23 protein-coding genes are annotated in these 23,490 nt (G+C 69.9%); 15 read left to right on the top strand and 8 right to left on the bottom strand.

Annotated elements, in window-relative coordinates:
- Window positions 1-36: 36 nt before the first annotated feature.
- Window positions 37-1,842 carry a sugar porter family MFS transporter gene (locus AC06FD_RS14865; RefSeq protein WP_259208728.1) on the top strand — a complete coding sequence of 602 codons (1,806 nt, stop codon included), beginning with the start codon at window positions 37-39 and terminating at the stop codon, window positions 1,840-1,842.
- Window positions 1,843-1,860: 18 nt separating this feature from the next.
- Here the strand turns inward: AC06FD_RS14865 and AC06FD_RS14860 are convergent, their stop codons facing one another.
- The 6 genes from AC06FD_RS14860 to AC06FD_RS14835 form a co-directional block, all read right to left on the bottom strand.
- On the bottom strand, window positions 1,861-2,655 hold the full coding sequence (locus AC06FD_RS14860; RefSeq protein ID WP_478078220.1) for a hypothetical protein: 795 nt from the start codon (window positions 2,653-2,655) through the stop codon (window positions 1,861-1,863).
- A gap of 48 nt (window positions 2,656-2,703) precedes the next feature.
- The gene (locus AC06FD_RS14855; RefSeq protein WP_259208726.1) at window positions 2,704-3,144 is read right to left on the bottom strand and encodes a SecDF P1 head subdomain-containing protein; all 441 of its coding nucleotides are present in this window, start codon (window positions 3,142-3,144) and stop codon (window positions 2,704-2,706) included.
- A gap of 96 nt (window positions 3,145-3,240) precedes the next feature.
- Window positions 3,241-3,396: a hypothetical protein gene (locus AC06FD_RS14850; protein WP_478078219.1), complete on the bottom strand. Its 156-nt coding sequence runs from the start codon at window positions 3,394-3,396 to the stop codon at window positions 3,241-3,243.
- Between the two features lie 98 nt (window positions 3,397-3,494).
- A complete protein-coding gene (locus AC06FD_RS14845; RefSeq protein ID WP_478078218.1) occupies window positions 3,495-4,511 on the bottom strand; it encodes an SMI1/KNR4 family protein in 1,017 nt (338 codons plus the stop codon).
- A 45-nt stretch (window positions 4,512-4,556) separates the two neighbouring features.
- Window positions 4,557-5,255: a ComF family protein gene (locus tag AC06FD_RS14840; RefSeq protein ID WP_478078217.1), complete on the bottom strand. Its 699-nt coding sequence runs from the start codon at window positions 5,253-5,255 to the stop codon at window positions 4,557-4,559.
- Between the two features lie 112 nt (window positions 5,256-5,367).
- Window positions 5,368-5,910 (bottom strand): CbrC family protein, encoded by a 543-nt coding sequence (locus AC06FD_RS14835; protein WP_478078216.1) that lies wholly within the window; start codon window positions 5,908-5,910, stop codon window positions 5,368-5,370.
- A gap of 179 nt (window positions 5,911-6,089) precedes the next feature.
- Between AC06FD_RS14835 and bioB the strand changes: the two genes are divergently transcribed.
- The 5 genes from bioB (at window position 6,090) to bioC (ending at window position 10,958) form a co-directional block, all read left to right on the top strand.
- Window positions 6,090-7,124 (top strand): biotin synthase BioB, encoded by a 1,035-nt coding sequence (gene bioB, locus AC06FD_RS14830; protein WP_478078215.1) that lies wholly within the window; start codon window positions 6,090-6,092, stop codon window positions 7,122-7,124.
- 85 nt (window positions 7,125-7,209) lie between these two features.
- Window positions 7,210-8,421: an 8-amino-7-oxononanoate synthase gene (gene bioF, locus AC06FD_RS14825; RefSeq protein ID WP_259208715.1), complete on the top strand. Its 1,212-nt coding sequence runs from the start codon at window positions 7,210-7,212 to the stop codon at window positions 8,419-8,421.
- 16 nt (window positions 8,422-8,437) lie between these two features.
- On the top strand, window positions 8,438-9,199 hold the full coding sequence (gene bioH / locus AC06FD_RS14820) for a pimeloyl-ACP methyl ester esterase BioH (RefSeq protein ID WP_478078250.1): 762 nt from the start codon (window positions 8,438-8,440) through the stop codon (window positions 9,197-9,199).
- 57 nt (window positions 9,200-9,256) lie between these two features.
- Window positions 9,257-10,039 carry an SDR family oxidoreductase gene (locus AC06FD_RS14815; RefSeq protein ID WP_259208713.1) on the top strand — a complete coding sequence of 261 codons (783 nt, stop codon included), beginning with the start codon at window positions 9,257-9,259 and terminating at the stop codon, window positions 10,037-10,039.
- A 34-nt stretch (window positions 10,040-10,073) separates the two neighbouring features.
- The gene (gene bioC, locus AC06FD_RS14810) at window positions 10,074-10,958 is read left to right on the top strand and encodes a malonyl-ACP O-methyltransferase BioC (protein WP_259208711.1); all 885 of its coding nucleotides are present in this window, start codon (window positions 10,074-10,076) and stop codon (window positions 10,956-10,958) included.
- Between the two features lie 535 nt (window positions 10,959-11,493).
- Here bioC and AC06FD_RS14805 read toward each other — a convergent pair.
- Both AC06FD_RS14805 and AC06FD_RS14800 read right to left on the bottom strand, forming a co-directional pair.
- Window positions 11,494-12,105: a YdcF family protein gene (locus tag AC06FD_RS14805; RefSeq protein ID WP_394163250.1), complete on the bottom strand. Its 612-nt coding sequence runs from the start codon at window positions 12,103-12,105 to the stop codon at window positions 11,494-11,496.
- Window positions 12,090-13,049 (bottom strand): pyridoxal-phosphate dependent enzyme, encoded by a 960-nt coding sequence (locus tag AC06FD_RS14800; RefSeq protein WP_394163248.1) that lies wholly within the window; start codon window positions 13,047-13,049, stop codon window positions 12,090-12,092. Before AC06FD_RS14800 ends, AC06FD_RS14805 begins: the two co-directional genes overlap by 16 nt.
- A 146-nt stretch (window positions 13,050-13,195) precedes the next feature.
- Here AC06FD_RS14800 and AC06FD_RS14795 point away from each other — a divergent pair, with 146 nt between their 5' ends.
- The 9 genes from AC06FD_RS14795 to AC06FD_RS14755 all read left to right on the top strand — a co-directional run bounded on the left by AC06FD_RS14795 (window position 13,196) and on the right by AC06FD_RS14755 (window position 23,480).
- On the top strand, window positions 13,196-13,711 hold the full coding sequence (locus tag AC06FD_RS14795; protein WP_478078214.1) for a hypothetical protein: 516 nt from the start codon (window positions 13,196-13,198) through the stop codon (window positions 13,709-13,711).
- Window positions 13,712-14,192: 481 nt separating this feature from the next.
- Window positions 14,193-16,082, top strand: coding sequence for a tRNA uridine-5-carboxymethylaminomethyl(34) synthesis enzyme MnmG (gene mnmG / locus AC06FD_RS14790; protein ID WP_394163244.1), 1,890 nt, complete (start codon window positions 14,193-14,195; stop codon window positions 16,080-16,082).
- Between the two features lie 87 nt (window positions 16,083-16,169).
- On the top strand, window positions 16,170-16,988 hold the full coding sequence (locus AC06FD_RS14785; RefSeq protein ID WP_478078213.1) for a nucleotidyltransferase domain-containing protein: 819 nt from the start codon (window positions 16,170-16,172) through the stop codon (window positions 16,986-16,988).
- Window positions 16,989-17,202: 214 nt separating this feature from the next.
- Window positions 17,203-17,733, top strand: a complete 531-nt coding sequence (locus tag AC06FD_RS14780; protein ID WP_259208700.1) for a gamma carbonic anhydrase family protein — start codon at window positions 17,203-17,205, stop codon at window positions 17,731-17,733.
- A 172-nt stretch (window positions 17,734-17,905) separates the two neighbouring features.
- Window positions 17,906-18,592 carry an RDD family protein gene (locus AC06FD_RS14775; RefSeq protein ID WP_259208698.1) on the top strand — a complete coding sequence of 229 codons (687 nt, stop codon included), beginning with the start codon at window positions 17,906-17,908 and terminating at the stop codon, window positions 18,590-18,592.
- Window positions 18,589-19,581, top strand: coding sequence for a stage II sporulation protein M (locus AC06FD_RS14770; protein WP_394163238.1), 993 nt, complete (start codon window positions 18,589-18,591; stop codon window positions 19,579-19,581). Before AC06FD_RS14775 ends, AC06FD_RS14770 begins: the two co-directional genes overlap by 4 nt.
- Complete coding sequence (locus tag AC06FD_RS14765) at window positions 19,571-21,256, top strand: DUF4129 domain-containing protein (RefSeq protein WP_478078212.1); 1,686 nt, start codon at window positions 19,571-19,573, stop codon at window positions 21,254-21,256. Before AC06FD_RS14770 ends, AC06FD_RS14765 begins: the two co-directional genes overlap by 11 nt.
- Entirely contained in the window at window positions 21,253-22,461 is a 1,209-nt protein-coding gene (locus AC06FD_RS14760) for a DUF4350 domain-containing protein (RefSeq protein WP_478078211.1), read from the top strand. Before AC06FD_RS14765 ends, AC06FD_RS14760 begins: the two co-directional genes overlap by 4 nt.
- Window positions 22,458-23,480, top strand: a complete 1,023-nt coding sequence (locus AC06FD_RS14755) for an AAA family ATPase (RefSeq protein ID WP_259208691.1) — start codon at window positions 22,458-22,460, stop codon at window positions 23,478-23,480. Before AC06FD_RS14760 ends, AC06FD_RS14755 begins: the two co-directional genes overlap by 4 nt.
- The last annotated feature ends 10 nt before the right edge of the window (window positions 23,481-23,490 follow it).

Genomic DNA, 23,490 nt, shown 5'->3' with positions numbered 1-23,490 from the left:
GATGCGGCGCATGCAGTTGCAGACAGGACCGGCTCGATGAATCAGGTTTCCGCCGCTACGCCCATGCATGCCCACGCCGACGCCCCGCGCTGGCCGGTGCGCTATCTGTTGTTCATCGGCGGCATGGGCGGCCTGCTCTACGGCATCGACATCGGCATCATCGCCGGCGCCCTGCCCTACCTGGAGGCCACGGCCACCGCCAGCTGGCACCTCACCAGCCAGCAGCTCGGCTTCGTGGTGGCGGCAGTGCTGCTGGGCAGCGTGCTGTCCTCGTTGTTCGCCGGCATGGTCGCCGACCTGATCGGTCGGCGGGGCGCGATGCTGCTGGCCGGGGTGCTGTTCACCGCCAGCATCCCGGTGATGGCGCTGTCCAACGGCTACGCCGCGCTGCTGATGGGGCGGCTGCTGCAGGGCATCAGCGGCGGCCTGATCGGCGTGGTGGTGCCGCTGTACCTGGCCGAAGTGCTCAGCCCCGAGCGCCGGGGCCGGGGCGCGGCGATGTTCCAGCTGCTGCTCACCATCGGCCTGGTGCTGGCCGCGCTGATCGGGCTGTACCACGCGCATGCGGTGGATGCCGCCACCGAGGCGGTGCGCCACCTGCCGGCCGCCGACCAGCAGCGCCTGTTGTTCGCGGTCAAGGACCATGCGTGGCGCACGATCTTCTGGAGCTGCCTGCTTCCCGGCCTGGTGTTCACCGCCGGGGTGATGTTGATCAGTGAATCGCCACGCTGGCTGGTACGGCGTGGTCGCATCGACACCGCCCGCGCCGCCCTGCAGCGCACCGTCGCCGCCAGCGAGGTGGAGCCGACCCTGCAGCGCATGCAGGCGCCCGATGACGTGCCGTCCCATGCCGGCGGCAAGCGCGACCCGCTGTTGAGCCGCCGCTACGTGTGGCCGTTCGTGCTGGCCTGCCTGGTGCTGGCCTTCACCCAGGCCACCGGCATCAACTCGGTGCTGGCCTATGCGGTCAACATCCTCAACCAGGCCGGGCTGCCCGGCTCGGTCGCCAATGGCGCGGACGTGGCGATCAAGCTGCTCAACGCGGTGATGACGGTGGTGGCGCTAGTGCTGGTGGACCGCAAGGGCCGCAAGTTCCTGCTGATGCTGGGCAGCGGCGGCATTACCGTGGCGCTTCTGGCGGCCGCGCTGCTGTTCGTCAAAAGCGAGCACGGCCGCCTGGACGTGCACGCCCAACTGCAGCAGCAGGTGGCCGGCAGCACGCTGTCGTTGCCGCTGGATGCGGCGCAGTGGCAGCGGCTGGACCGCAACGCCGGCGAGGCCGCGCAGCAGCTCACGGTGTCCTACGCGTATGGCGGCTTCAGCAACGTGCGCGCGCTGCGCAGCGACAACCCCATCGACGCGACGCTGGAGATCCGCCGCGAGGACGCGGTGTCGGCCGACAGCGTGATCGGCGCGTTCTTCCGCCGATTGCACCTCAACCCCTTCCCCGATCCCGCCCACGCCGCGCAGGCGCCGCTGGTGATCGAACGCGCGATGATCGGCCCGGTGCCCTCGCCCACCCATGGCTGGCTGGTGGCCGGCTGCATCCTGCTGTTCGTTGCGTTCTTCGCCGTGGGCCCGGGCGTGTGCGTGTGGCTGGCGCTGTCCGAACTGATGCCCACCCGGATCCGCTCCAACGGGATGAGCATCGCACTGCTGATCAACCAGTTCGTCTCCACCGTGATCGCGGCGATCTTCCTGCCCACCGTCGGCCACCACGGCTATGCCAGCATGTTCTTCTTCTGGGCCGGCTGCACCTTGCTGTACTTCCTGATCGCCGCGTTCTGGCTGCCGGAGACCAAGGGCAAGTCGCTGGAGCAGATCGAGGCCAACTTCCGCTGAGCCGGCGGCACGTGGCGCTCAGGGCGTCTGCACCGGTGGCGAGGCGGTCAAGGCCGGGAGCATGTAGACGCCGTCGTAACCGGGGCGCGTGGCGATGGGTGCGTAGCCCGCGGCCACCGGTGCCGCGGCGCTGGAACGCGCGCCGAACGCCAGCACGCCACAGGTCGGTGCACACACCCACGCGCTGCCACGCGGTGCGTCCACCCGCACGCTGAGCGGTTGCAGGTCCGCCAGCAGGTAGCCGGCCGGCACGTACCCGGGATCATCCTGGACGCCCTTGTGCCCGCTCGCATGGCGGTTGCCCAACAGGGCAATCACGCGCGCGCCCTCACGCCGTGTCTCGCGCCGGATGTTGGCGGCCATCTCCGCATCGCGATCCGCATGGCGCAGGGTGTCCACCGCCACCACCTGGATGGCACGGCCCTCGCTACGCAGACTGCGCAGGCGCTCGATCAGCGCCGCCATCGCCACACTGGAGCGCCCGTCCTGCATCGTGCGGGTCCAGAACCGTCCTGCCAGCAATGCGCTGCGGTCCGCCGCCGTACCGGCCGACGCCAGGTACGCATCGATCCGCGCCTGCTCGGTCGGGTCCATCTCCAGCGCCACCGTCACCGGCGTGGCGGCGTCCGCGGCGGCGGCGCAGGCCAGCTCGCCGACCAGTGCCGGCGTTTCCACGGTGCCGTGCAGTTCGCCCACCAATACCAGTGGGCGTATCGGCATCGCCTCCGGCCAGGTGCAGCGTTCGCGTGCACCGCTGGTGCCTGCCAGCGCCAGGCCCAGCATCATCAACCCCGTCATCCATCCCTGGGTCATGCCGCACAGACTCCTGTCCTGGTGGTTGGCCCCGCATGCCGGAAGGGCTCAGGGTTGCTTGCCGGTGATTTCGGTGAAGATGCGCGCAGCCTCGGCCTGGTCACCCACTCCTGCCACCTGCATCGCCTTGCCGAACGGCCCGCTGATGGTGGCCACCGAGAGCACCTTGTCACCGATGCTGAAGGCCACGCGGCGGCCGATGCGTGCTTCGGTGGCGGCCTGGATCCGCGGCGCGGCCGCGTCGGTCATGGTCACGTTGAGCACCGGCTCCTGCCCCTGTGCCGCCTGGGCCAGGGTGATCGATGCGATATCGGCGGTGGTGATGAAGGCCGGCTCCAGGACCGCCAGCGGCCTGCCGTCCGCATCCTTGAGCACTGTGGCGCCGGCGCTGCCCTGCTCGTCCACCTCGCGCATGAGGATGCGCGACTGTGCAAGGGGGGCGGCCGAGGTGTCCGGGTTGAACAGCCGTGTTGCCGGCTTGCATCCCATCAAGCCCGCCGTGCTTGCCAACAACAGTGCTGCAAGAAGATACCTGCGCATACGCCCTCCTCCATGTCGGTGGCACCGTGCATCGCCCGGCGCCGTTCAGCGCAGGCGGCGGAGGCGGGATGCCACCGGCACCTGCAGCAATCCAAAGATGAGGTTGCCGATGCCGATCCACAAGGTGGGGACGGCAATGTCCGGCAATGGGTCGGCCACCATCATCGCGCCGGGCGCGATGGCCAGCAGGCCGCTGGGCATCCGCGCCCGCTGCAGCCCATCAGGGAAGAGACACGGGCGCGGGGCGCGGGTGGGCCCATGCCAACGCCCGGCCATGGTGCGCGGAGCTACGCCGTGGCTCAGGTCGGTTCGGTGGCGGCGGTATGCAGCAGCCGCTGCTCGGCCTCGGCGCTGAAACGATAGCCGCCGTCCACCGGCACGATGGCACCTTCGGCCACGCGCGCGTTCCACCACTCCTCGACGAACCCGGGCGCGAAGCCGCCGGTCTTGAAGCCGAACGGCGCCGCGACGAGGTCGAAGGGCAGCATCAGTTCGTAGCACGGTGTTGCGTAGTCGTTCTGCTCGGCGGGCAGCTTCACGAAATGCGTGAACGAGGTGGCCGTGGCCAACTGCGAGTACAGCCAGAACATCCAGTCGTACATGCGATGCGAGTCTGCGTCGGCATGCAGGGCGAAGAAGCCCTTCTCTTCGGTGATCTTCCTGGCCAGCGCGCGCAGGTGGCGCTCGCCGTGGGGGAGCACGGTGGCCGAGGCATCCAGCGCGCGCCGAACGATCGGTGACAAGGTGCCCCGGTCCACCGTGACCAGATCGATCTCCAGCGTTTCGGCGGCGTCATCGAAGGCCTCCTCGTCCACCAACCCATGGATGAACGCAGCGAAGTCCGGCGCGACCACGGTGATCGCGTAGTCCGCCTCCTGGTCCACGTGCACGACCTGCGGTTCGCCCTGCGGCCCGCAGTGGCGATAGTCGAGCATGAGCACGTCATGTCCGGCGCTGGGGCAGTCGGCGAACACGATGCCGATGTCCGGATAGCCCCACTGCTCCTGCATGAAACGCGAGCCGAACTCGCCCCCCAGCGAGTACGGCTTCTGCCGCCCCAGCGCATACAGGCCGCAGACCTGGACGTGGTCCTCGGCCCAGCTGGTGGCCTCGTCCATCGGGTGGCAGCTGCGCCGCAGCAGGCCGCCGTTGTGGCGCCGTGCGAGGGCGACATACGCATCGGGGATGCGGTAGCCCAGCTCGGCCTGCAGTTCGGCGATCACCGCGTCGCCGGGGGGTGGCTCCTGGTAGTTCTGCTGCGCGTAGTCGCAGTCGTCCCAGAAGTCGTCGAAGTCGAAGGTGGCGAACGGATCCATCGGGTGCGGTCCTGGTGGGGACAACACGGGAGTATAGCGCCGCCGTCATGGCACCCGCGCGCACACCCACAACGCGACATCGGGCAGGCCGGCACGCTGCACGGCATGCACCACCGCATCCAGCGTGGCGCCGGTGGTCATCACATCATCGACCACGGTCAGCCGCGCCGGTGGCGGCGCAGTCACCGCGAACGCATCGCGCAGGTTGTCGCGCCGCGCGTCGGCATCCAGGCGTGACTGCGCCGCGGTCAGGCGATCACGCTGCAACCCGCGCCACAGCGGTTGCCGCAGCGCGCGCGCCAGCGGCCGGGTCAGTTCCAGCGCCTGGTCGTAGCCGCGCGAACGCAGCCGCCGCCAGTGCAGCGGCACTGGCGCCAGTGGCCCGGCGACGAACGTGGGCACGCGCTGCAGCATGAGCTGGGACAGCAGGCGTCCGGCGGCCAGGTCCTGGTGGAACTTGAAACGGATCAGCAACTGGTCCACCGGCGCGGCATACAGGAACACCGCAGCGGCGGCGGATTGGCGGGGTGGTTCGTGCAGGCAGCTGCCGCAGCGCTCGGCAGGTTCGTGGGCTGGCAGTGGCAGCGCACACAGCGGGCAGGCGTGGTCATTCCATGGCAGTGCGGCATGGCAGGCCAGGCACAGGTCGCGCCCGTCGCTGCCGGGCTCCTGGCAGACAAGGCAACGCAACGGCAGGGCCTGGTGGCCCAGCCATGTCAGCGCGGCAGATATTCGGGCGAACACGCAATCACCAATGGGGAGGGCGTGCCTACAGCGTGACCACCTTGCCGATACGTGTCTGTCGGTTGATGCCGTTGTCGCCGGTCAGCCCTCCGCCCGGTGACGGGCGCATCCTTCAGTCGCGGTCCTGGTAACCGCCCAGTTCGCCACAGTGCGCGCAGCGGAACAGGTACGCGCTGGGCGAGCCGTCCTTGTCCAGCGCGGTGAAGAAATGCGCCCACTCCGGACCGTCGTCCAAACCGGCGCTGTCCTGGATCGCGGCGATCGCCTGTGCGCCAGCGGCGACCAGTTCCGCATGGCCGATGCGGCCGAGGAATTGCGCGGCGTCGCCGCAGTGGGTCCACCACTGCTCTTGCTGCCAGCCACTGAACCCCGGGGTGCGGCGGCTCACTTCGTCGACCACCGCTTGGGGAACCTCGCCCGACCCATCGCCGAATAGGCTTTCATCGTCGGTGAAGCTGGCTCCCAACCGCGCGTTGGCCGACCCATCAGCGATGCACCAAGGGCAGATCTCCGCCTCGTACTCTTCTACGGCATACACAGGCCCGGTGTAGACGTAACCGCGCGCCTGGTCACAGCAGACGCAGACGGTGTCGTCGGCAATGACGCTGCCGGTGGCCAGCGGGTCCGGGTGGTAAGTGAAACGGGGCAGGGTCATGCGGTTTCGTTCTTGATGGGGACCAAGGACTGTAGAGGATTGCGGCGGTTCTCGGTGTCGGCCAGTGGCTGGCGTTGCCTGTCCGCCATGTAAACCTTTTAATACATGTTATGGTTGACAGGCCAGTACTTGCCACACGACACTCCCGGCCCGCTCGACTGCCCGCCGAGGCCATTCCCATGACAAGCGCCCTCCGCCACGACTGGCACCGCGACGAATTGCTGGCGCTGTTCGCGCTGCCGTTCCCGGACCTGCTGCACCGCGCCGCCGGCATCCACCGCGAGCACTTCGATCCGGCGGAAGTGCAGGTCTCCACCCTCTTGTCGGTCAAGACCGGCGGTTGCCCCGAGGACTGCGCGTATTGCCCGCAGGCCCAGCGTTACAGCACCGGGGTGGCGGCGCAGAAGTTGATGGACACCGACGCGGTGGTGGCCAAGGCCCGCCAGGCCAAGGCGGCCGGCGCCTCGCGGTTCTGCATGGGCGCGGCCTGGCGCTCGCCCAAGGATCGCGACATCCCCAAGGTGGCGGCGATGATCCGCGAGGTGAAGGCGCTCGGCCTGGAAACCTGCGCCACGCTGGGCATGCTCAGCGGATCGCAGGCCGAGGCGCTGCGCGAAGCCGGGCTGGACTACTACAACCACAACCTGGACACCGCGCCGGACTACTACGACGCGATCATCCACACCCGCCAGTACCAGGACCGGCTGGACACGCTCGCCCACGTCCGCGACGCCGGGCTGAAGACCTGCTGCGGCGGTATCGTCGGCATGGGCGAGACCCGCGAGCAGCGCGCCGGCCTGCTGCTGGCCCTGGCCACCCTGCCCGCCCATCCCGACTCGGTGCCGATCAACCGGCTGGTGCAGGTGGCCGGCACCCCCCTGCATGGCACCACCGCGCTGGACCCGTTCGAGTTCGTGCGGATGATCGCGGTGGCCCGCATCGTGATGCCGCGGTCGATGGTGCGGCTGTCGGCCGGGCGCGAGGCGATGAGCGATGAGCTGCAGGCGCTGTGCTTCCTGGCCGGGGCCAACTCGATCTTCCATGGCGAAAAGCTGCTGACCACCGGCAACCCGGACACCGCTCACGACCGGGCCCTGTTCGAGCGGCTGGGGCTGCGCCCGATGGCGGTCCAGGTGGACGCGGCCGACCACGACCACCCGGGCACCGTGCACGCGGACATCACCGCCGGCCACGGCTGTGGCCGGGCGGCCTGAGGCCGGCGCCCCGGCCGCCCGGCCGGGGCAGCGCGGCGCCCGCCAACCGGGTACGCTAACTGCCCATCCATGCCAGCCGACGACCATGGCCCGCCCCGACCTGCACGACCGCATCCAGGCCCAGCGCAAGCTCCGCGACGCGCAGGGGCGTCTTCGCGTGCGCCGCACGGTGACCCGTCGCGATGGCGTGCGGCTGGAGATCGACGGCCAATGGCTCACCGGCTTCTGCAGCAACGACTACCTGGGCCTGTCGCAGCAGTTCGGCGTGGTCAGCGCGCTGCAGGACGCGGCCGCGCGCGAAGGCGCCGGCGCCACCGCCTCGCACCTGATCTGCGGCCACCATGCCCTGCATGACGCGCTGGAGCGCGAAATGGCCGACTGGCTGGGCTATCCGCGCGCGCTGCTGTTCGGCAGCGGCTTTGCCGCCAACCTGGCCGTGCAGCAGGCACTGCTCAGCGAAGAAGACGACGTGTGCGTGCAGGACCGGCTCAACCACGCCAGCCTGCTCGATGCCACCCGCCTGGCCGGCTGCCGCCTGCGCCGCTACCCGCACCTGGATACCGAAGGCGCGCTGCGCCAGTTGAAGCACGCGCCGGACGGCGCGGCGATGCTGGCCACCGATGGCGTCTTCAGCATGGACGGCGACATCGCCCCGCTGCGTTCGCTGTCGCTGGTGGCGCGCATGCAGGAAGCCCTGCTGTACGTGGACGACGCGCACGGTATCGGCGTGGTCGGCGAACACGGCCGCGGCTGCGTGGCCGATGCCGGCCTGGGCGTGGCCGACGTGCCACTGCAACTGGCCACGCTGGGCAAGGCGCTCGGTGGCAGTGGTGCGGTGGTGGTGGGCGATGACGCCCTCATCCAGCACCTGGCCGAAACCGCCCGCCCCTACATCTACACCACGGCGGTGTCGCCGGCGCAGGCCGCCGCGTCGTTGGCCGCGGTCAAGCTGGCCCGGCGCGACGACTGGCGCCGCGAAAAACTGGGCGAGCTGATTGCCGTGTTCCGTGCCGGTGCGCGCCAGCACGGGCTGGAACTGATGCCCTCCGATACGCCCATCCAGCCGCTGCTGTGCGGTGCCGAATCGACCGTGATGGCGCTGTCGGCCGCGCTGGAAGCGTCCGGCTTCCTGGTCAGCGCAATCCGCCCGCCGACCGTGCCCGAAGGCAAGGCGCGCCTGCGCGTGACCCTGTCGGCACTGCATACCCCGGCGCAGGTGCGTGCACTGACCGATGCGATCGGGCATGCCCGCGACACCGTGCTGCGCCAGCAGTCGCTGGATGCATTGAGCGCGTGAGCCGGTCGCTGTGAGCCTGCATATCGAGGTGCTCGGCCAGGGGCCGGCGCTGGTCCTGATCCATGGCTGGGCCCTGCACGGCGGGGTGTTCGCGCCGCTGGTCGACCGCCTGTCCGCGCAGTACCAGCTGCATCTGGTCGACCTGCCCGGGCATGGTCACAGCCGCGAAGACACCACCCCGCTGCGCCTGCCGCACGTGGTCAACGCCATCGCCGCCGCCACGCCGCCGGCGGTGTGGTGCGGCTGGTCACTGGGCGGCCTGTTCGCGCTGCATGCCGCCGCCACGCTGCCGCAGGTCCGCGCGCTGGCGATGATCGCCGCGACCCCGCGCTTCGTGCGCGCCGACGACTGGCCGCATGCGGTCGAGCCGGCGGTGTTCGAGCAGTTCGGGCAGGACCTGGCGCAGGACTACCGCGGCACCCTGGAGCGCTTCCTGGCGCTGGATGCGATGGGCTCCGAACATGCCCGGCAGGAACTGCGCAGCCTGCGCGAGATGCTCGTGGCGCGCGGCGAGCCGGCCCCACGCGCGCTGCAGGAAGGTCTGCGGCTGCTGGAGACCACCGATCTGCGTGGCGCCCTGCCCGGGCTGGGCAAACCCAGCCTGTGGCTGGCCGGCCAGCGCGACCGGCTGGTGTCGGCAACGGGCATGCAGGCGGCCGCCGCGCTGGCACCGGCGGCGCACGCGCACGTGGTTGCCCACGGCGGCCACGCCCCGTTCCTGGGCCACGCCGACCAGGTCGCCACGCAGCTGCAACACTTCGTTGCCGGCCTGTCCTGACCCCATCACCGCGCATCGCCGATCATGTACGCCCGTCTCTCACCACAGGATTGACCCATGGACCTTGGAATCGCCGGGCGCTGGGCCCTGGTCTGCGCCGCCAGCAAAGGCCTCGGCCTGGGCTGCGCGCGTGCGCTGGTGCGCGAAGGCGTCAACGTGGTCATCGCCGCGCGCGGCGAAGACGCGCTGGACCGCGCCGTACGCGAACTGCAGGCGCTGCCGGGCGCGCGCAAGGTCATCGGCGTGGTCGCCGACATCACCACCGTCGACGGCCGGCAAGCCGCGTTGGCGGCATGCCCGCAGGTCGACATCCTGGTCAACAACGCCGGCGGCCCGCCGGCCGGCGACTTCCGCCAGTTCACCCGTGACGACTGGATCGCCGCACTGGACGCCAACATGCTGGCCCCGATCGAGCTGATCCGCGCCACCGTGGACGGCATGATCGAGCGCGGCTTCGGCCGCGTGGTCAACATCACCTCCTCCTCGGTGAAGGCGCCGATCGACATCCTCGGCCTGTCCAATGGTGCGCGCTCGGGGCTGACCGGCTTCGTCGCCGGCCTGGCGCGCAAGACCGTCGCGCACAACGTCACCCTCAACAACCTGTTGCCCGGGCAGTTCGATACCGACCGCCTGCGCGGCAACTTCGCCTATCTGGCCCAGCAGCAGGGCATCGACGCCGGCCAGCTCGCCGAGCGCAAGCGCACCCACATCCCGGCCGGCCGCTTCGGCACCGCCGACGAGTTCGGCGCCGCCTGCGCGTTCCTGTGCAGCGCGCACGCCGGCTACATCACCGGGCAGAACCTGCTGATCGACGGCGGCGCCTACCCGGGTACGTTCTGATCCTTGCACCCTTGTTTTCCGCAGTGAGCCTTCCATGACGTCCAGCTTCGACCCCCGCCACGTCCGCCGCGCGTTCTCGCGCGCCGCCAGCAGCTACGATGCCGCCGCCGCGCTGCAGCGCGAGGTGGAAAAGCGCCTGCTGGAATCGCTGGACTACCTGGAAGACCGGCAGCCGCAGGTGGTGCTGGACATCGGCAGCGGCACCGGCCATGCCAGTGCGGCGATGAAGAAGCGCTGGCCCAAGGCGCAGGTGATCGCGCTCGACCTGGCCGAGCCGATGCTGCGCGAAGCGAAGAAGCAGGCCGGCTGGTGGAAGCCGTTCTCGCGTGTCTGCGCCGATGCACAGGCCCTGCCGCTGCTGGACCAGAGCGTGGATGTGATCTACAGCAACCTGTGCCTGCAGTGGGTGGACGACCTCCCGGCGGTGTTCGCCGGTTTTCGGCGCGCGCTCAAGCCTGGCGGCCTGCTGCTGTGCTCCACGTTCGGCCCGGATACGCTGATCGAACTGCGCGAGGCCTTCGCTCAGGCCGACGCGGTGCCGCATGTCAGCCGCTTCGCGCCCATCGCCCAGTTTGGCGATGCATTGATGATGTCCGGCTTCCGCGACCCGGTGCTGGACCGCGACCTGTTCACCCTCACCTACGACGACCTGACCGCACTGATGCGCGAACTGCAGGCCATCGGTGCCACCAACGCCCGCCACGACCGCCGCCACACGCTGACCGGACGCGGCCGCTTCGCCGCCGCGCGCGCGGCCTACGAGCCACTGCGGCGCGACGATGGCCGGCTGCCCAGCAGCTGGGAGGTCATCTACGCCCACGCCTGGGCGCCCGAGGCGGGCGCACCGATCCGCGAACACGGCCACGACGTCGCCAGCGTACCGGTCTCGGCGATCCCGATCCGGCGCAGGACGCCCTGAGCCAAAAGCGCTGATCGTAGAGCCGACCGTTGGTCGGCTACCCGGATGCCAGGTCGGTGGCCCCAGCCGACCAACGGTCGGCTCTACGCGGGCTACGCCGGGAACAGGTCGCGGTGGAAGAAATAGGTTTCCTGCACCATGAACGTCCAACTGGTGTGGAATCGGCGATCCCGATCCGGTGCAGAACGCCCTGAGCCAAAAGCGCACATCGCGTAGAGCCGACCGTTGGTCGGCTACCCGGACGCCAGGTCGGTGGCCCAGCCGACCAACGGTCGGCTCTACGCGGGCTACGCCGGGAAGAGGTCGCGGTGGAAAATAGATTTCCTGCGCCAAGAACGTCCAACTGGTGTGGAATCGGCGATCCCGATCCGGCGCAGGACGCCCTGAGCCAACCGCGCTGATCGTAGAGCCGACCGTTGGTCGGCTACCCGTACGCCTGGTCGGCGGTGCAGCCGACCAACGGTCGGCTCTACGTGGCTGGCTACCTGTATGCCTGGTCGGTGGCCCAGCCGTCCAACGGTCGGCTTTACGCGGCCTATGCCGGGAACAGGTCGCGGTGGAAGAAATAGATTTCCTGCACCAGGAACTTCCAGCTGGTGTGGAAGCTGCGGAAGCGCGTGCTCGGCGTGGAGGACGCCAACGCGTCGATGCCCAGCTCGCGCGCCAACCGCAGCGCGCGCGCCATGTGCAGCGGATCGCTGACGATGATCACCCGGTGCAGCTTGCGCTGCTGCATCAGCCGCCGTGCCTCGATCAGGTTCTGGCGGGTGGTGCGCGAGGCGGTCTCGATCAGGATCGCGTCATCGGGAATGCCTTGTTTGAGCGCATAACGGCGCGCCACCTGCGATTCGGAAAAGCGTGCACCGCTGCCGCCGTAGCCACCGGTGAAGATCAACAGCGGCGCATAGCCCTGCTCGTACAGGTCCAGCCCGTGGCGGATGCGCTCTTCGAACACCGGTGACGGCTTGGCATCGTAGGCGGCCGCGCCCAGCACGATGATCGCGTCGGCCTTGGCCGCCTGATCGCGTTCACCCACCCACACGATCCAGGCGGTCACGCCCAGCAGCCAGGCCGCCAGCACGATGCACAGCCGCCACAGCCAGCCCAGCACGCCCACCCGCGCGCGCCGGCTCATGCGCGCGCCCACGGCAGTGCGTCCAGGTCGACGTTGCCGCCGGACAGCACCACCCCGACCCGTTGCCCGGCAAACCGCGCCGGGTCGGACAGGATGGCCGCCAGGGCGATCGCCGAGGACGGTTCCACCACCTGCTTGAGCACCTGCCAGAGCAGGCGCATCGCCGCCACGGTGGCGGCATCGGGCACGGTGACCACCTCGGCCTTGCCCAGCAGCAGCGTGAAATTGGGCGCGCCCAGCGTGGTGCGCAGGCCGTCGCAGACCGTGTCCGGGGTGAAATCGATGCGACGTTCGCCAGCGGCCAGCGAGCGTGCGGTGTCGGCGGCTCCCTCCGGCTCGGCCAGCACCAGCCGCGCCTGCGGTGCCAGCGCCTGCAGCGCCAGCCGGGTTCCCGCGGCCAGCCCGCCGCCCCCCACCGGCACCACCAGCACGTCCAGCGGGCCGTGGCTGTGCAACAGCTCCAGCGCCGCGGTGCCCTGCCCGGCGATCACCCGCGGGTCGGCATAGGGATGCACCAGGGCGGCGCCGGTCTGCGCCTGGACCTGCGCGCACATCGCTTCACGCGCCTGGATGCTGGGCGCACAGCGCCAGATGGTGGCGCCATGGCGGACGATGTTGGCCAGCTTGGCCGCCACCGCGCCCTCGGGCACCACCACGTTGCAGGCAATGCCCCGGGTGCGGGCCGCCAGCGCCAGGGCGGCGCCATGGTTGCCCGAGGAGTGGGTGACCACGCCGCGCGCGGCCTGGTCCGGGTCCAGCGACCAGACGGCGTTGCACGCGCCCCGGAACTTGAACGCGCCGCCGCGTTGCAGGTGCTCGGCCTTGAACGCCAGCGCAGCGCCCGCCAGCCCGTCGAGTACGTGCGACTGCAGCACCGGGGTCACGCTGGCATGCGGGGCGATACGTGCGGCGGCCGCCAGGAGGTCGTCGACACAGGGCAAGGGTGAATCGCTCATGACGCAAGATTAACGTATGGCCACGGTTCGCAACGCGCCGCCCGGGCGTGACACCATGGCAATCATTCATCGGATCGGGGCTGAGTTAAGGGCCGATTCAACGCGGCGGGCTGAAGCTGGCTCCATACCCTCGGGGGGACCCCATCATGAAATTGCGCCTGATCTTCGCCGGTGGCCTGCTGTTGGCCCTGTCCGGCTGCGCCACGTACGACTATGTCGGCGGCGGCGGTGGCAGCGGCTACTACCACGGCGCCCCGTCGGTGGAATACCGCTACCCCTACGGTTACCCCTATGGCTACGGCAATGGCTACGGGTACGGCAGTGGCTATTACGGTGGCGGTTACTACGGGGGTGGCTACGGCTACCCCAACTACCGCCCGTATCCCAACTATCGCCCGCCGCAGCACAACCACAACCATCGTCCGCCGCCGCGCCCGGGCAACGGCGGCAACCCGCCGGTGCGTCCGGACCGCCCGCGTCCGCCCAACAATGGCGGCTCGCCGTGGCGGAACATGGACTCGCTGGCGCGGCCACCGCAGCAGCAGCAACGCCCGCCGCAGCCGCAGGCGCGTCCGGCCCAGGCTCCGCGCCCGGCCCAGCGCTCTAGCGGTTCACCCTGGCGGACTATGAACAAGTTGAACCAGCGCACAGTTGAGCCCTGATCCATCTTGATTTTCACCACCCACCCGGTTCAATCTAGGCGGGTGGTGACGGGCTCGGTCGTAAAGTGACAAAAACGACACAGCGCGTCACATCCAGTTCTATGTCGATATCCGCCGGGAAACTCTGGATCCCCCCTGTTCCGGCCCCGACGGATGTCGGCACCTACAACGCAGAAGGCCCCGCCATGGCGGGGCCTTCTGTTTTCGGGTCGCGGCGGAGCACGCAAAAAAACAGGGCCGACAGTCCCCCGACTGTCGGCCCTTCTGCTTCCCCGGGATGCGCATGGACCGGCCCCTGTTCCAATTCCGGTCCGTAGCGCCATGGGCGCCTGCCATCCTGGGTGCTATTGGGTTATCTGCAGAAAACGTGCCAACTTGAGGGCTGTTTTCGGCTATCGCCCCGTTTGGCGCTAAAATCACCACCCGCGGCCTGGTTCCAGGGCCGATCCTGGGCCACGCGCGCCCCCCGAGCCCCAAGCCAATGACCGACTCCTTCTACCGTTACGACGTCATCGTCATCGGCGGCGGCCACGCCGGCACCGAAGCCGCGCTGGCGTCCGCGCGCAGCGGCGCGCGCACCCTGCTGCTGACCCACAACGTCGAAACCATCGGCGCGATGAGCTGCAACCCGGCCATCGGCGGCATCGGCAAGGGCCACCTGGTCAAGGAGATCGACGCCCTGGGCGGGGCGATGGCGCATGCCGCCGACCGCGCCGGCATCCAGTGGCGCACCCTCAATGCCTCCAAGGGCCCGGCCGTGCGCGCCACCCGTTGCCAGGCCGACCGCAATCTCTACCGCATGGCCATCCGCCAGATCGTGGAGGCCCAGCCCAACCTGACCGTGTTCCAGGCGGCGGTGGACGACCTGCTGATCGACGGCGACACCGTGCGCGGCGCGGTGACCCAGACCGGGCTGACCTTCCACGCACCGGCGGTGGTGCTGACCGCCGGCACCTTCCTGGCCGGCAAGATCCACGTCGGCCAGACCCAGTACGCCGCCGGGCGCATGGGCGACCCGCCGGCCACCACGCTGGCCGCACGCCTGCGCGAGCGCCCGTTCGTGATCGACCGCCTGAAAACCGGCACCCCGCCGCGTATCGATGGCCGCTCGCTGAATTACAGCGTGATGGACGAGCAGCCCGGCGACGATCCGCGCCCGGTGATGTCCTACCTGGGCGATGTGTCCGAGCATCCGGCCCAGGTCAGCTGCTGGATCACCCACACCAGCGAGCGCACCCACGAGATCATCCGTGCCGCGCTGCACCGCTCGCCGCTGTACAGCGGCCAGATCGAGGGCATCGGCCCGCGCTACTGCCCGTCGATCGAAGACAAGGTGGTGCGCTTCGCCGAGAAGGCCAGCCACCAGATCTTCGTGGAGCCCGAAGGGCTGGACGTGGTGGAGATCTATCCCAACGGCATCTCCACCTCGTTGCCGTTCGACGTGCAGCTGGCCCTGGTGCGCAGCATCGGCGGCTTCGAGAACGCCCACATCACCCGCCCCGGCTACGCGATCGAGTACGACTTCTTCGATCCGCGCGGGCTGGACAACACCCTGCAGACCAAGAGCGTGGCCGGCCTGTTCTTCGCCGGCCAGATCAACGGCACCACCGGCTATGAAGAAGCCGCCGCGCAGGGGCTGCTGGCCGGCCTCAACGCCGCGCGCCACGTGCGCGGGGACGCTGGCTGGTGCCCGCGGCGCGACGAGGCGTACCTGGGCGTGCTGGTCGATGACCTGATCACCCACGGCACCACCGAGCCGTACCGCATGTTCACCAGCCGCGCCGAGTACCGGCTGCAGCTGCGCGAAGACAATGCCGACGTGCGCCTGACCGGACTGGGCCGCGCGCTGGGCCTGGTCGACGAGCGCCGCTGGGCGGCCTTCCAGACCAAGCAGGAGGCGGTCGCGCGCGAATCGGCACGCCTGCGCGCGTTGTGGGCCACCCCGGGCAATGCGCTCGGCCGCGAAGTGGAAGCCACCCTGGGCGTAGCGGTGAGCCGCGAAACCAACGTGCTGGATCTGATCAAGCGCCCCGAGCTGGACTACGCCCAGCTCATGCAGGTGCCGTCGCTGGGCCCGGCCGTGGCCGACCCGAAGGTGGCCGAACAGGTCGAGATCGGGGTGAAGTACGCCGGCTACCTGGACCGCCAGCGTGAGGAAATCGAGCGCCAGCAGCGCCACGAGAACACCGCCATCGCCAGCGATTTCGACTATGCCAGCGTGCGCGGCCTGTCGGCCGAAGTGCAGCAGAAACTCGAACGCGTGCGCCCGCAGACCATCGGCCAGGCCCAGCGCATCCCCGGCATGACCCCGGCGGCGATCTCGCTGCTGCTGGTGCACCTGGAACGCGCACGCCGCATCCGCGCCGCGTGAGGCGACCCCCACCCCGCCAGCGCCGACCCTCGGTCGGCCCATAGGTTCCACCGCCCCCGCAGCGCTGCAGGACGCAGGAGAGCAGACATGGATATCCACCCGATCGCGCCGGACAAGCGCGCCGCCATCATGGTCGAACTGGAGCGCATCGAACGCGTACATGACGTGCGCGTGCTGATGGCCTGCGAGTCGGGCAGTCGCGGCTGGGGCTTTTCCTCGCCCGACAGCGATTACGATGCGCGCTTCATCTACGTGCATCGCCAACCGTGGTACCTCAGCGTCAACGAGGCCACCGGGCCCGGCCAGGCGCAGCGGGACGTCATCGAATTGCCGATCGACGACGAACTGGACGTGAGCGGCTGGGACCTGCGCAAGGCACTGCGGCTGGTGTCCAAATCCAACCCGACCCTGTCCGAATGGCTGCGCTCGCCGATCGTGTACCGGCAGGACGACGCGGCGGTGGCCGCGCTGCTGGATGCAGTGCAGCAGTTCCATTCGCCGTTGGGCAGCTGGTGGCATTACCTCAACATGGCCCGCACCAACTTCCGCGGCTATCTGCGCGGCGAGCGGGTGCGCACCAAGAAGTACCTGTATGTGCTTCGCCCGCTGCTGGCCTGCCGCTGGATCGAGTGCGAGCCCGATCCGCCGCCGATGGCCTTCGAGCTGCTGCTGGATCGCCTGCTGCCCCACGGCCCGGTGCGCGCGGCGATCGACCAGCTGCTGGTGGTCAAGCGGGCCAGCGCCGAGGTTGCCGATGGCCCACGGATTGGGGTGATCAGCGCGTACATCGAGGCCGAACTGGCGGCGATGGAGCATGCCGCGCCGCCGCTCGCGTCGGGCAGTGGCGACAGCGGGGCGTTGGACGCGCTGTTCCGCCAGATGCTGGCCACGCACGCCCCCCGGTAGAGCCGATCATTGGTCGGCTGCGCAACATTCCCGGTGAAGCCGACCATTGGCCGGCTGCGCAACATTCGCAGTCGGGGGACGGGCAGCCGACCAACGGTCGGCTCTACCGGGGGGCATGCACGCCATCGGCGGGCGTCGGCGCCCCCGCGTTATCATCGGGGGCCGGGACAACGCTGCAGGCGGCGTCCCTGCCCCTGCGTTGCCGGAGTGCCACATGTCCCCGATCCGTCCCTTCCTCGACAAGCTTCCCGTCCTGGGCCAGCGCTGCTACATCGATCCGGCCTGCACCCTCATCGGTGACGTGGTGCTGGGCGATGACGTGTCGGTGTGGCCGGGCACGGTGATCCGCGGCGACGTCAACCACGTGCGGATCGGCGCGCGCAGCAATATCCAGGACGGCACCATCATCCATGTCAGCCACCACAGCCCGTACAACCTGGAAGGCTTCCCCACGCTGATCGGCGAGGGGGTCACGGTCGGCCACGGCACCATCATCCATGCCTGCACCATCGGCGATTACAGCCTGATCGGGATGGGCGCGTGCATCCTCGACGGGGCGCGGGTGGAGCGGCATGGCTTCGTCGGGGCCGGCGCAGTGGTCGGTCCGGGCAAGGTGGTCGGCGAAGGCGAGCTGTGGGTCGGCAACCCGGCGCGGAGGGTGCGCACCCTGACCGACAAGCAGATCGAATCACTGCATTACTCGGCCGACCACTACGTGCGGCTCAAGGACAAGTACCTGGGCTGATCGCCGTAACCGCGGTCGCCTGCCCCGGCCCCGGCCCGCGCACCGGCGCTGGGCATCGGCGCGGCTGCACGGTAAAGTCCACAGCCGACCAGGAAGCAGTCGAGAACCGCATGCCCCCGCTGGCAGCAGACCGGAGAGGATTCCGGCCATCCCTTTCCCGCCGCGTGCGCGCATGAGCGCGACGATGCTGGACACCTACCGTGAAGTGATCACGCCCGAAGGCGTGCCGCTGCACCTGCCGGCCGCCGGCCCGGTGCCGCGTGCGCTGGCCTGGCTGATCGACTTCGTCATCCGCGTGGGCTCGCTGATGCTGCTGGGCATACCGCTCACCTTCCTCGGCGGGTTCGGGCAGGGCCTGTACCTGGCGCTGATGTTCCTGTTGATGTGGGCCTACACCATCGTGCAGGAAGCCCTGTGGGGGCGCACCGTGGGCAAGCGCGCGCTGGGCCTGCGCGTGGTCGCGCACGACGGTGCGCCGATCGGCTGGATGGCCGCGATCACCCGCAACCTGTTGCGCACGGTGGACATGCTGCCGTTCGCCTACGCACTGGGCCTGCTGTCGAGCCTGTTCGATGCGCACGGGCGCCGCCTCGGCGACCTGGTCGCCGGCACCGTGGTGATCCACGACAGCCTGCAGCCCCCCCCGGGCAGCCTGGCCATCGACACCGTGATGGCGCCGCCGCAGCCGTTGCAGCCGGCCGAGCAGGCGGCGGTGGTGGCCTTCGCCGAACGCGCACCGCGGCTGTCCTCACCGCGCCAGCAGGAACTGGCCACGATCGTCGCCCCGCTCAGTGGCGGCGGCCAGGTCGGCGTGCTGCGCCTGTATGCCATGGCCAACTGGCTGCTGGGGCGTCGATGAGGCAGGAACAGTTCGTCGCCCGTTACCAGCACGAATGGCAGGCCCTGGAACGCTGGCTGGCGCTGCGCGGGGAAAGTGCGCGCCGCGCGCGTCGCCAGGTGGCCGACAACGCCCTCAACGACGAAGACATCCCGCAGCACTATCGCCGTCTGTGCCAGCAGCTGGCGCTGGCGCGCAAGCGCGGCTACAGCCCGCAGCTGGTGGCGCGCCTGCAGGTGCTGATGCAACAGGGCCACGGCCTGCTCTACCGCACCCCGTCGCCGCACTGGCAGCGCGCGCTGGAGTTCCTGTTCGCCGACTTCCCGCAACTGGTGCGCAGCCAGGCCCGCAGCATGTGGGCCGCCACCGCGCTGTTCGCGGTGCCGCTGCTGGGCAGCTTCCTGCTGGTGCAGTGGTACCCCGATTTCATCCACCTGTTGATGGACAACCGCGAGATCGCGGCGATGGAAAGCATGTACGACCCCTCCTCGCCGCACCTGGGCCGTGACAGCGGCACCGACTGGATGATGTTCGGCCACTACATCATGAACAACATCAGCATCGGCCTGCGCACCTTCGCCAGCGGCCTGCTGGCCGGGGTAGGTACGGTGCTGGTGCTGCTGTTCAACGGGCTCACCATCGGTGCGGTGGCCGGCCATCTGCAGCATATCGGCCATGGCGCTCCGTTCTGGCAGTTCGTGGCCGGGCATGGCGCGTTCGAGCTGACCGCGATCGTCATCGCCGGTGGCGCGGGTCTGCAACTGGGCATGAAGCTGCTGGCGCCGGGTCGCCGACGGCGCATCGATGCGCTGGTGGACGGCGGGGTGATCGGAGCACGGTTGTGCCTGGGCGTGGCCGCGATGCTGCTGGTGGCGGCGTTCATCGAAGCATTCTGGTCCTCGATCGCCGAGGTCCCGGCATGGGGCAAGTTCAGCGTGGCCGGGGTGCTGTGGAGCGTGGTGCTGCTGTGGCTGTGGCGCGGTGGACGCGGGAGCACGCATGCGGATTGACCAGCTCGATGTGGTGCTGCGTGCGCGCAGCGGCTGGGAAGCCGTGGAGCTGGGCACCGCGCTGGTCCGCCGGCACGCGCGTGCGATCTGGCTGCCCTGGGTGCTGCTGGGGCTGCCGGTGTTCGCCGTGGTCAATGCGCTTGCATGGTGGGCGGACGCCTTCGGGCTGGCCTGGCTGCTGATGTGGTGGCTCAAGCCGCTCTTCGAACGGCTGGCCCTGTACGTGATCTCGCGCGGGGTCTTCGGCGATGCACCCACGCCCTGGCAGGCGCTGCGCGCGCAGCGCCACTGGGGCTGGAGCGGCTTCTGGGGCTACCTGGGCTGGCGCCGGTTCAGCCCCCTGCGCGCGCTGATGCTGCCGGTGAACCTGCTGGAAGGCAGCTCGCCCGAACTGCGTGGCGCGCGCCGGCGCGCGATCGCTGGCGGTGCCTTCGGCCATGCCGTCCTGCTCACCCTGACCTGCATGATGTTCGAGCTGGTGCTGGTGGTTGGCTGCATCGCGACGATCTTCATGTTCATCCCGTTCGAGCTGCTGTCCGATTCCTGGCGAGCGGCATGGGCGATGGTCCGCACCGATACCCCGGCGTGGGCCAAGCTCGGCTTCAACCTGGCGTGCTGGCTGGCAGCGGCACTGATCGGCCCGTTCCATGTCGGCGCCGGGTTCGGCCTGTACCTCAACCGGCGCACCGAGATGGAAGCGTGGGACGTGGAAATCGCGTTCCGCCGCCTGCGCGATCGCCTGCAGCAGGCGGCACCGCTGCTGGTGCTGGCGCTGGTCCTGGGCTGGCCCGGCGGCACCCTGCACGCGCAGCAGGCGCACGGCGTGGACGAGCTGGCCGCGCAGGATGCGCATGCCGATACTGATCCCAATACCGATGCCAATGCGGATGCGGATGCGGATGCGGATGCGGATGCGGAGGACGAGGGTGCCGAGGACGAGGACGCGGCAGACGAACCCGCGCTGACCTACGACAACGATCCAGCCAATCGGCCGGAGAGCGTGTTCGGCACCGCCAGCGTGGATACTGCCGGCTTCCGCCAGGCCGTGCAGCGCGCCTACGAGGACCCGCTGCAGAGCCCGACGCGTACCGTGGTGCGCTGGGAACCGTCGCGGAAGGACGCGGCCGACAAGGACAAGAAGAAGGCGGGCGACGCGGACGCCGACAAGGGCAATGCCCGGCCCAAGGGGCCGGTGCTGCCGGCGCAGATCGCCGAATGGGTGTTGTGGGGCCTGGTCGGCCTGCTGTTGCTGGCATTGGTGGCGACGGCGCCACGTTGGCTGCGCTGGCTGCGTGGCACCGGCACGCGACGCCGCGCCCCGCCCACGGCGGTGGTGGAAGATGACATCCGCGTACCCGACGAGGTACCCCCGGATGCCGCCGCGCGCGCGCGCACGCTGTGGCAGCAGGGGCGCCCACGGCAGGCGCTGGCGCTGCTGTACCGGGCCAGCGTGGAGTCGATGACCGAGCGCACCCAGACCGCGTTGCCGCCAGGCGCCACCGAAGCGCAGTGCCTGCGCGCGTCGCGACGCATGCCCGACGAGGCCGACCGCACCCTGTTCGCGCGGATCGTCCGGGTCTGGCAGTACGCCGCCTATGCGGGGCGGCTGCCCGACGATGCCGAGTTCGATGCCTTGGCCAGCACGCTGCAGCAGCAGTTCCGGTGGCGCGCATGAGTACGCGCCTGCGCTGGCTGCTGGTGGTGCTGGGCGTGCTCGCCTTGGGCGTGCCGCTGACGATCGCCTTCCTGCGCACCCACGAACGGGTGACCCGCACCGAGCAGCTGCCGCCGCAGGGCGAGGCAAGCTACAACCCGCTGTACGTGCTGGGCCAGGCGTTGCGTGCCGATGGCATCACGGTGCATGCGCGCCCACGCGTGGACCTGGCGACGATGCCGCTGCAGCCACGCGACACGCTGGTGCTGCTGCAGGACAGCGCGACGCTGCCGGCGTCCACCGCACGCGAGCTGCTGGCCTGGGTCGCACGCGGCGGTCATCTGGTGATGCGTACGCCGCCGGCCGAACAGGCCGAGGTGGAGCCGGCCGAGATCTCGCGCAATGGACCCCTGCTGGACGCGTTGGGCGTGGACAGCATCGGTTACGGCACTGGCTGCCAACCGTTCCATGTACGTGATGACCCGCAGCACGTGGAGTTCTGCGGGGGCCGCCGTTTCGCCGTGGTACCGCCGCAGGGCATGCGCCTGGAGCGCAGCTGGGGCGAGGACAGCGACGAGTACGGGCAGGTGTTCGCGCGCCTGCGTCATGGCCAGGGCAGCGTGGACGTGCTGGCCGACCTGGAGTTCATGAAGGGCCTCGGCCGCCCCGTCCCTGACGACGCCCCCAACGCCAAGCCGGGCGACTACATCGACGGCCTGCACGACAAGGCGCACCGCGACCTCACCCGCTACCTGCTGGCGCCGCGCTATGGCGAGGGCAGCATGTGGCTGGTGTACGGGTCGCGCCCACCGTCGTTGTGGAACCGGCTGTTCTACCAGGGCTGGCCGGTGTGGGTGCCGCTGCTGCTGGCCCTGCTGGGCTGGTTGTGGCACCGCACGCAGCGCATGGGCAGCCTGCTGCCTTCGCCGGCCGTGGAGCGGCGCTCGCTGCTCGAACACGTGCGTGCCAGCGGCGAGCACCTGCTGCGCTATGGCAAGGCGCCCCTGTTGTACGACGCGGTGCGACGGGCCTTCCTCGGCCGCCTGCGGCGACGCGCGCCCACCGCGGCCGTGCTCGTCGGCGACGCGCAGGTGCAGGCCGTCGCCGCCCTGCTGCAATGGCCGCACGCCCGTGTCCACACCGCCCTGACCGCTCCGGCCTCGCACGACCTGCCCGGTCTGCGCGAGCGCATCCGCCTGCTGATCCAGATGAGAAACCTGCTATGACCGAGCCGACCCTGCCGCCGCTGCCCTCCTTCGAACCTGCACCGGCCCCGTCCCCGGCCGTCGCCGGTCCCAGCCTGGTCGACCGCGTGGATGCCGTGCGCGAAGCGGTCGGGCGTGCCTTCATCGGCCAGCCCGAGGTGCTCGACCAGATCCTGATCGCGCTGCTGGCCGGCGGCCACGTGCTGATCGAAGGCGTGCCCGGGCTGGGCAAGACCCTGCTGGTGCGCGCCCTCGCCCAGGCGCTGGAGCTGGACTACGGCCGCGTGCAGTTCACCCCGGACCTGATGCCCAGCGATGTCAGCGGGCATGCGGTGTACGACCCCAAGTCGGAGAGCTTCAAGATCCGCCGCGGCCCGGTGTTCACCAACCTGCTGCTGGCCGACGAAATCAACCGCGCCCCGGCCAAGACCCAGTCGGCCCTGCTGGAAGTGATGCAGGAAGGCCAGGTCACCATCGAGGGCAAGGCGTTCGCGCTGACCCCGCCGTTCCTGGCGCTGGCCACGCAGAACCCGGTGGAACAGGAAGGTACGTACCCGCTGCCCGAAGCGCAGTTGGACCGTTTCCTGCTCAAGGTGCTGATCGACTACCCGCAACTGGACGACGAGAAGCGCATGGTCGATGCGATCACCACCGGCCGCAGCGCGGCCGACTTCGACCTGTCGCAGGTGCCGCGCGTGCTGACCGCCGCCGAGGTGGTGGCGCTGCAGCAGGCCACCGCCGCGATCGCGGTCGACCCGGAAGTGATCGACTATGCGGTGCGGATCGTGGCCGCCACCCGTCGCTGGCCGGGCATCGCCCTCGGGGCCGGCCCGCGTGGCAGCATCGCGCTGGTGCGTGCCGCGCGTGCGCAGGCGGTGCTGTCCGGGCGCGACTTCGTCACCCCCGATGACATTCGCGACATCGCCAAGCCGGCACTGCGCCACCGTATCGCGCTGGCCCCGGAACTGCAGATCGAGGGGCAGAGCGCCGACGACGCGCTGGACGCCCTGCTGGCCAAGGTGGAAGCACCGCGCAAATGAGCCTGCGGCG

Source organism: Stenotrophomonas sp. Steno-Z1 (assembly GCF_056393175.1).
The sequence above is the reverse complement of the archived record's forward strand: the minus strand, read 5'-3'. Positions and strand labels throughout refer to the sequence as shown.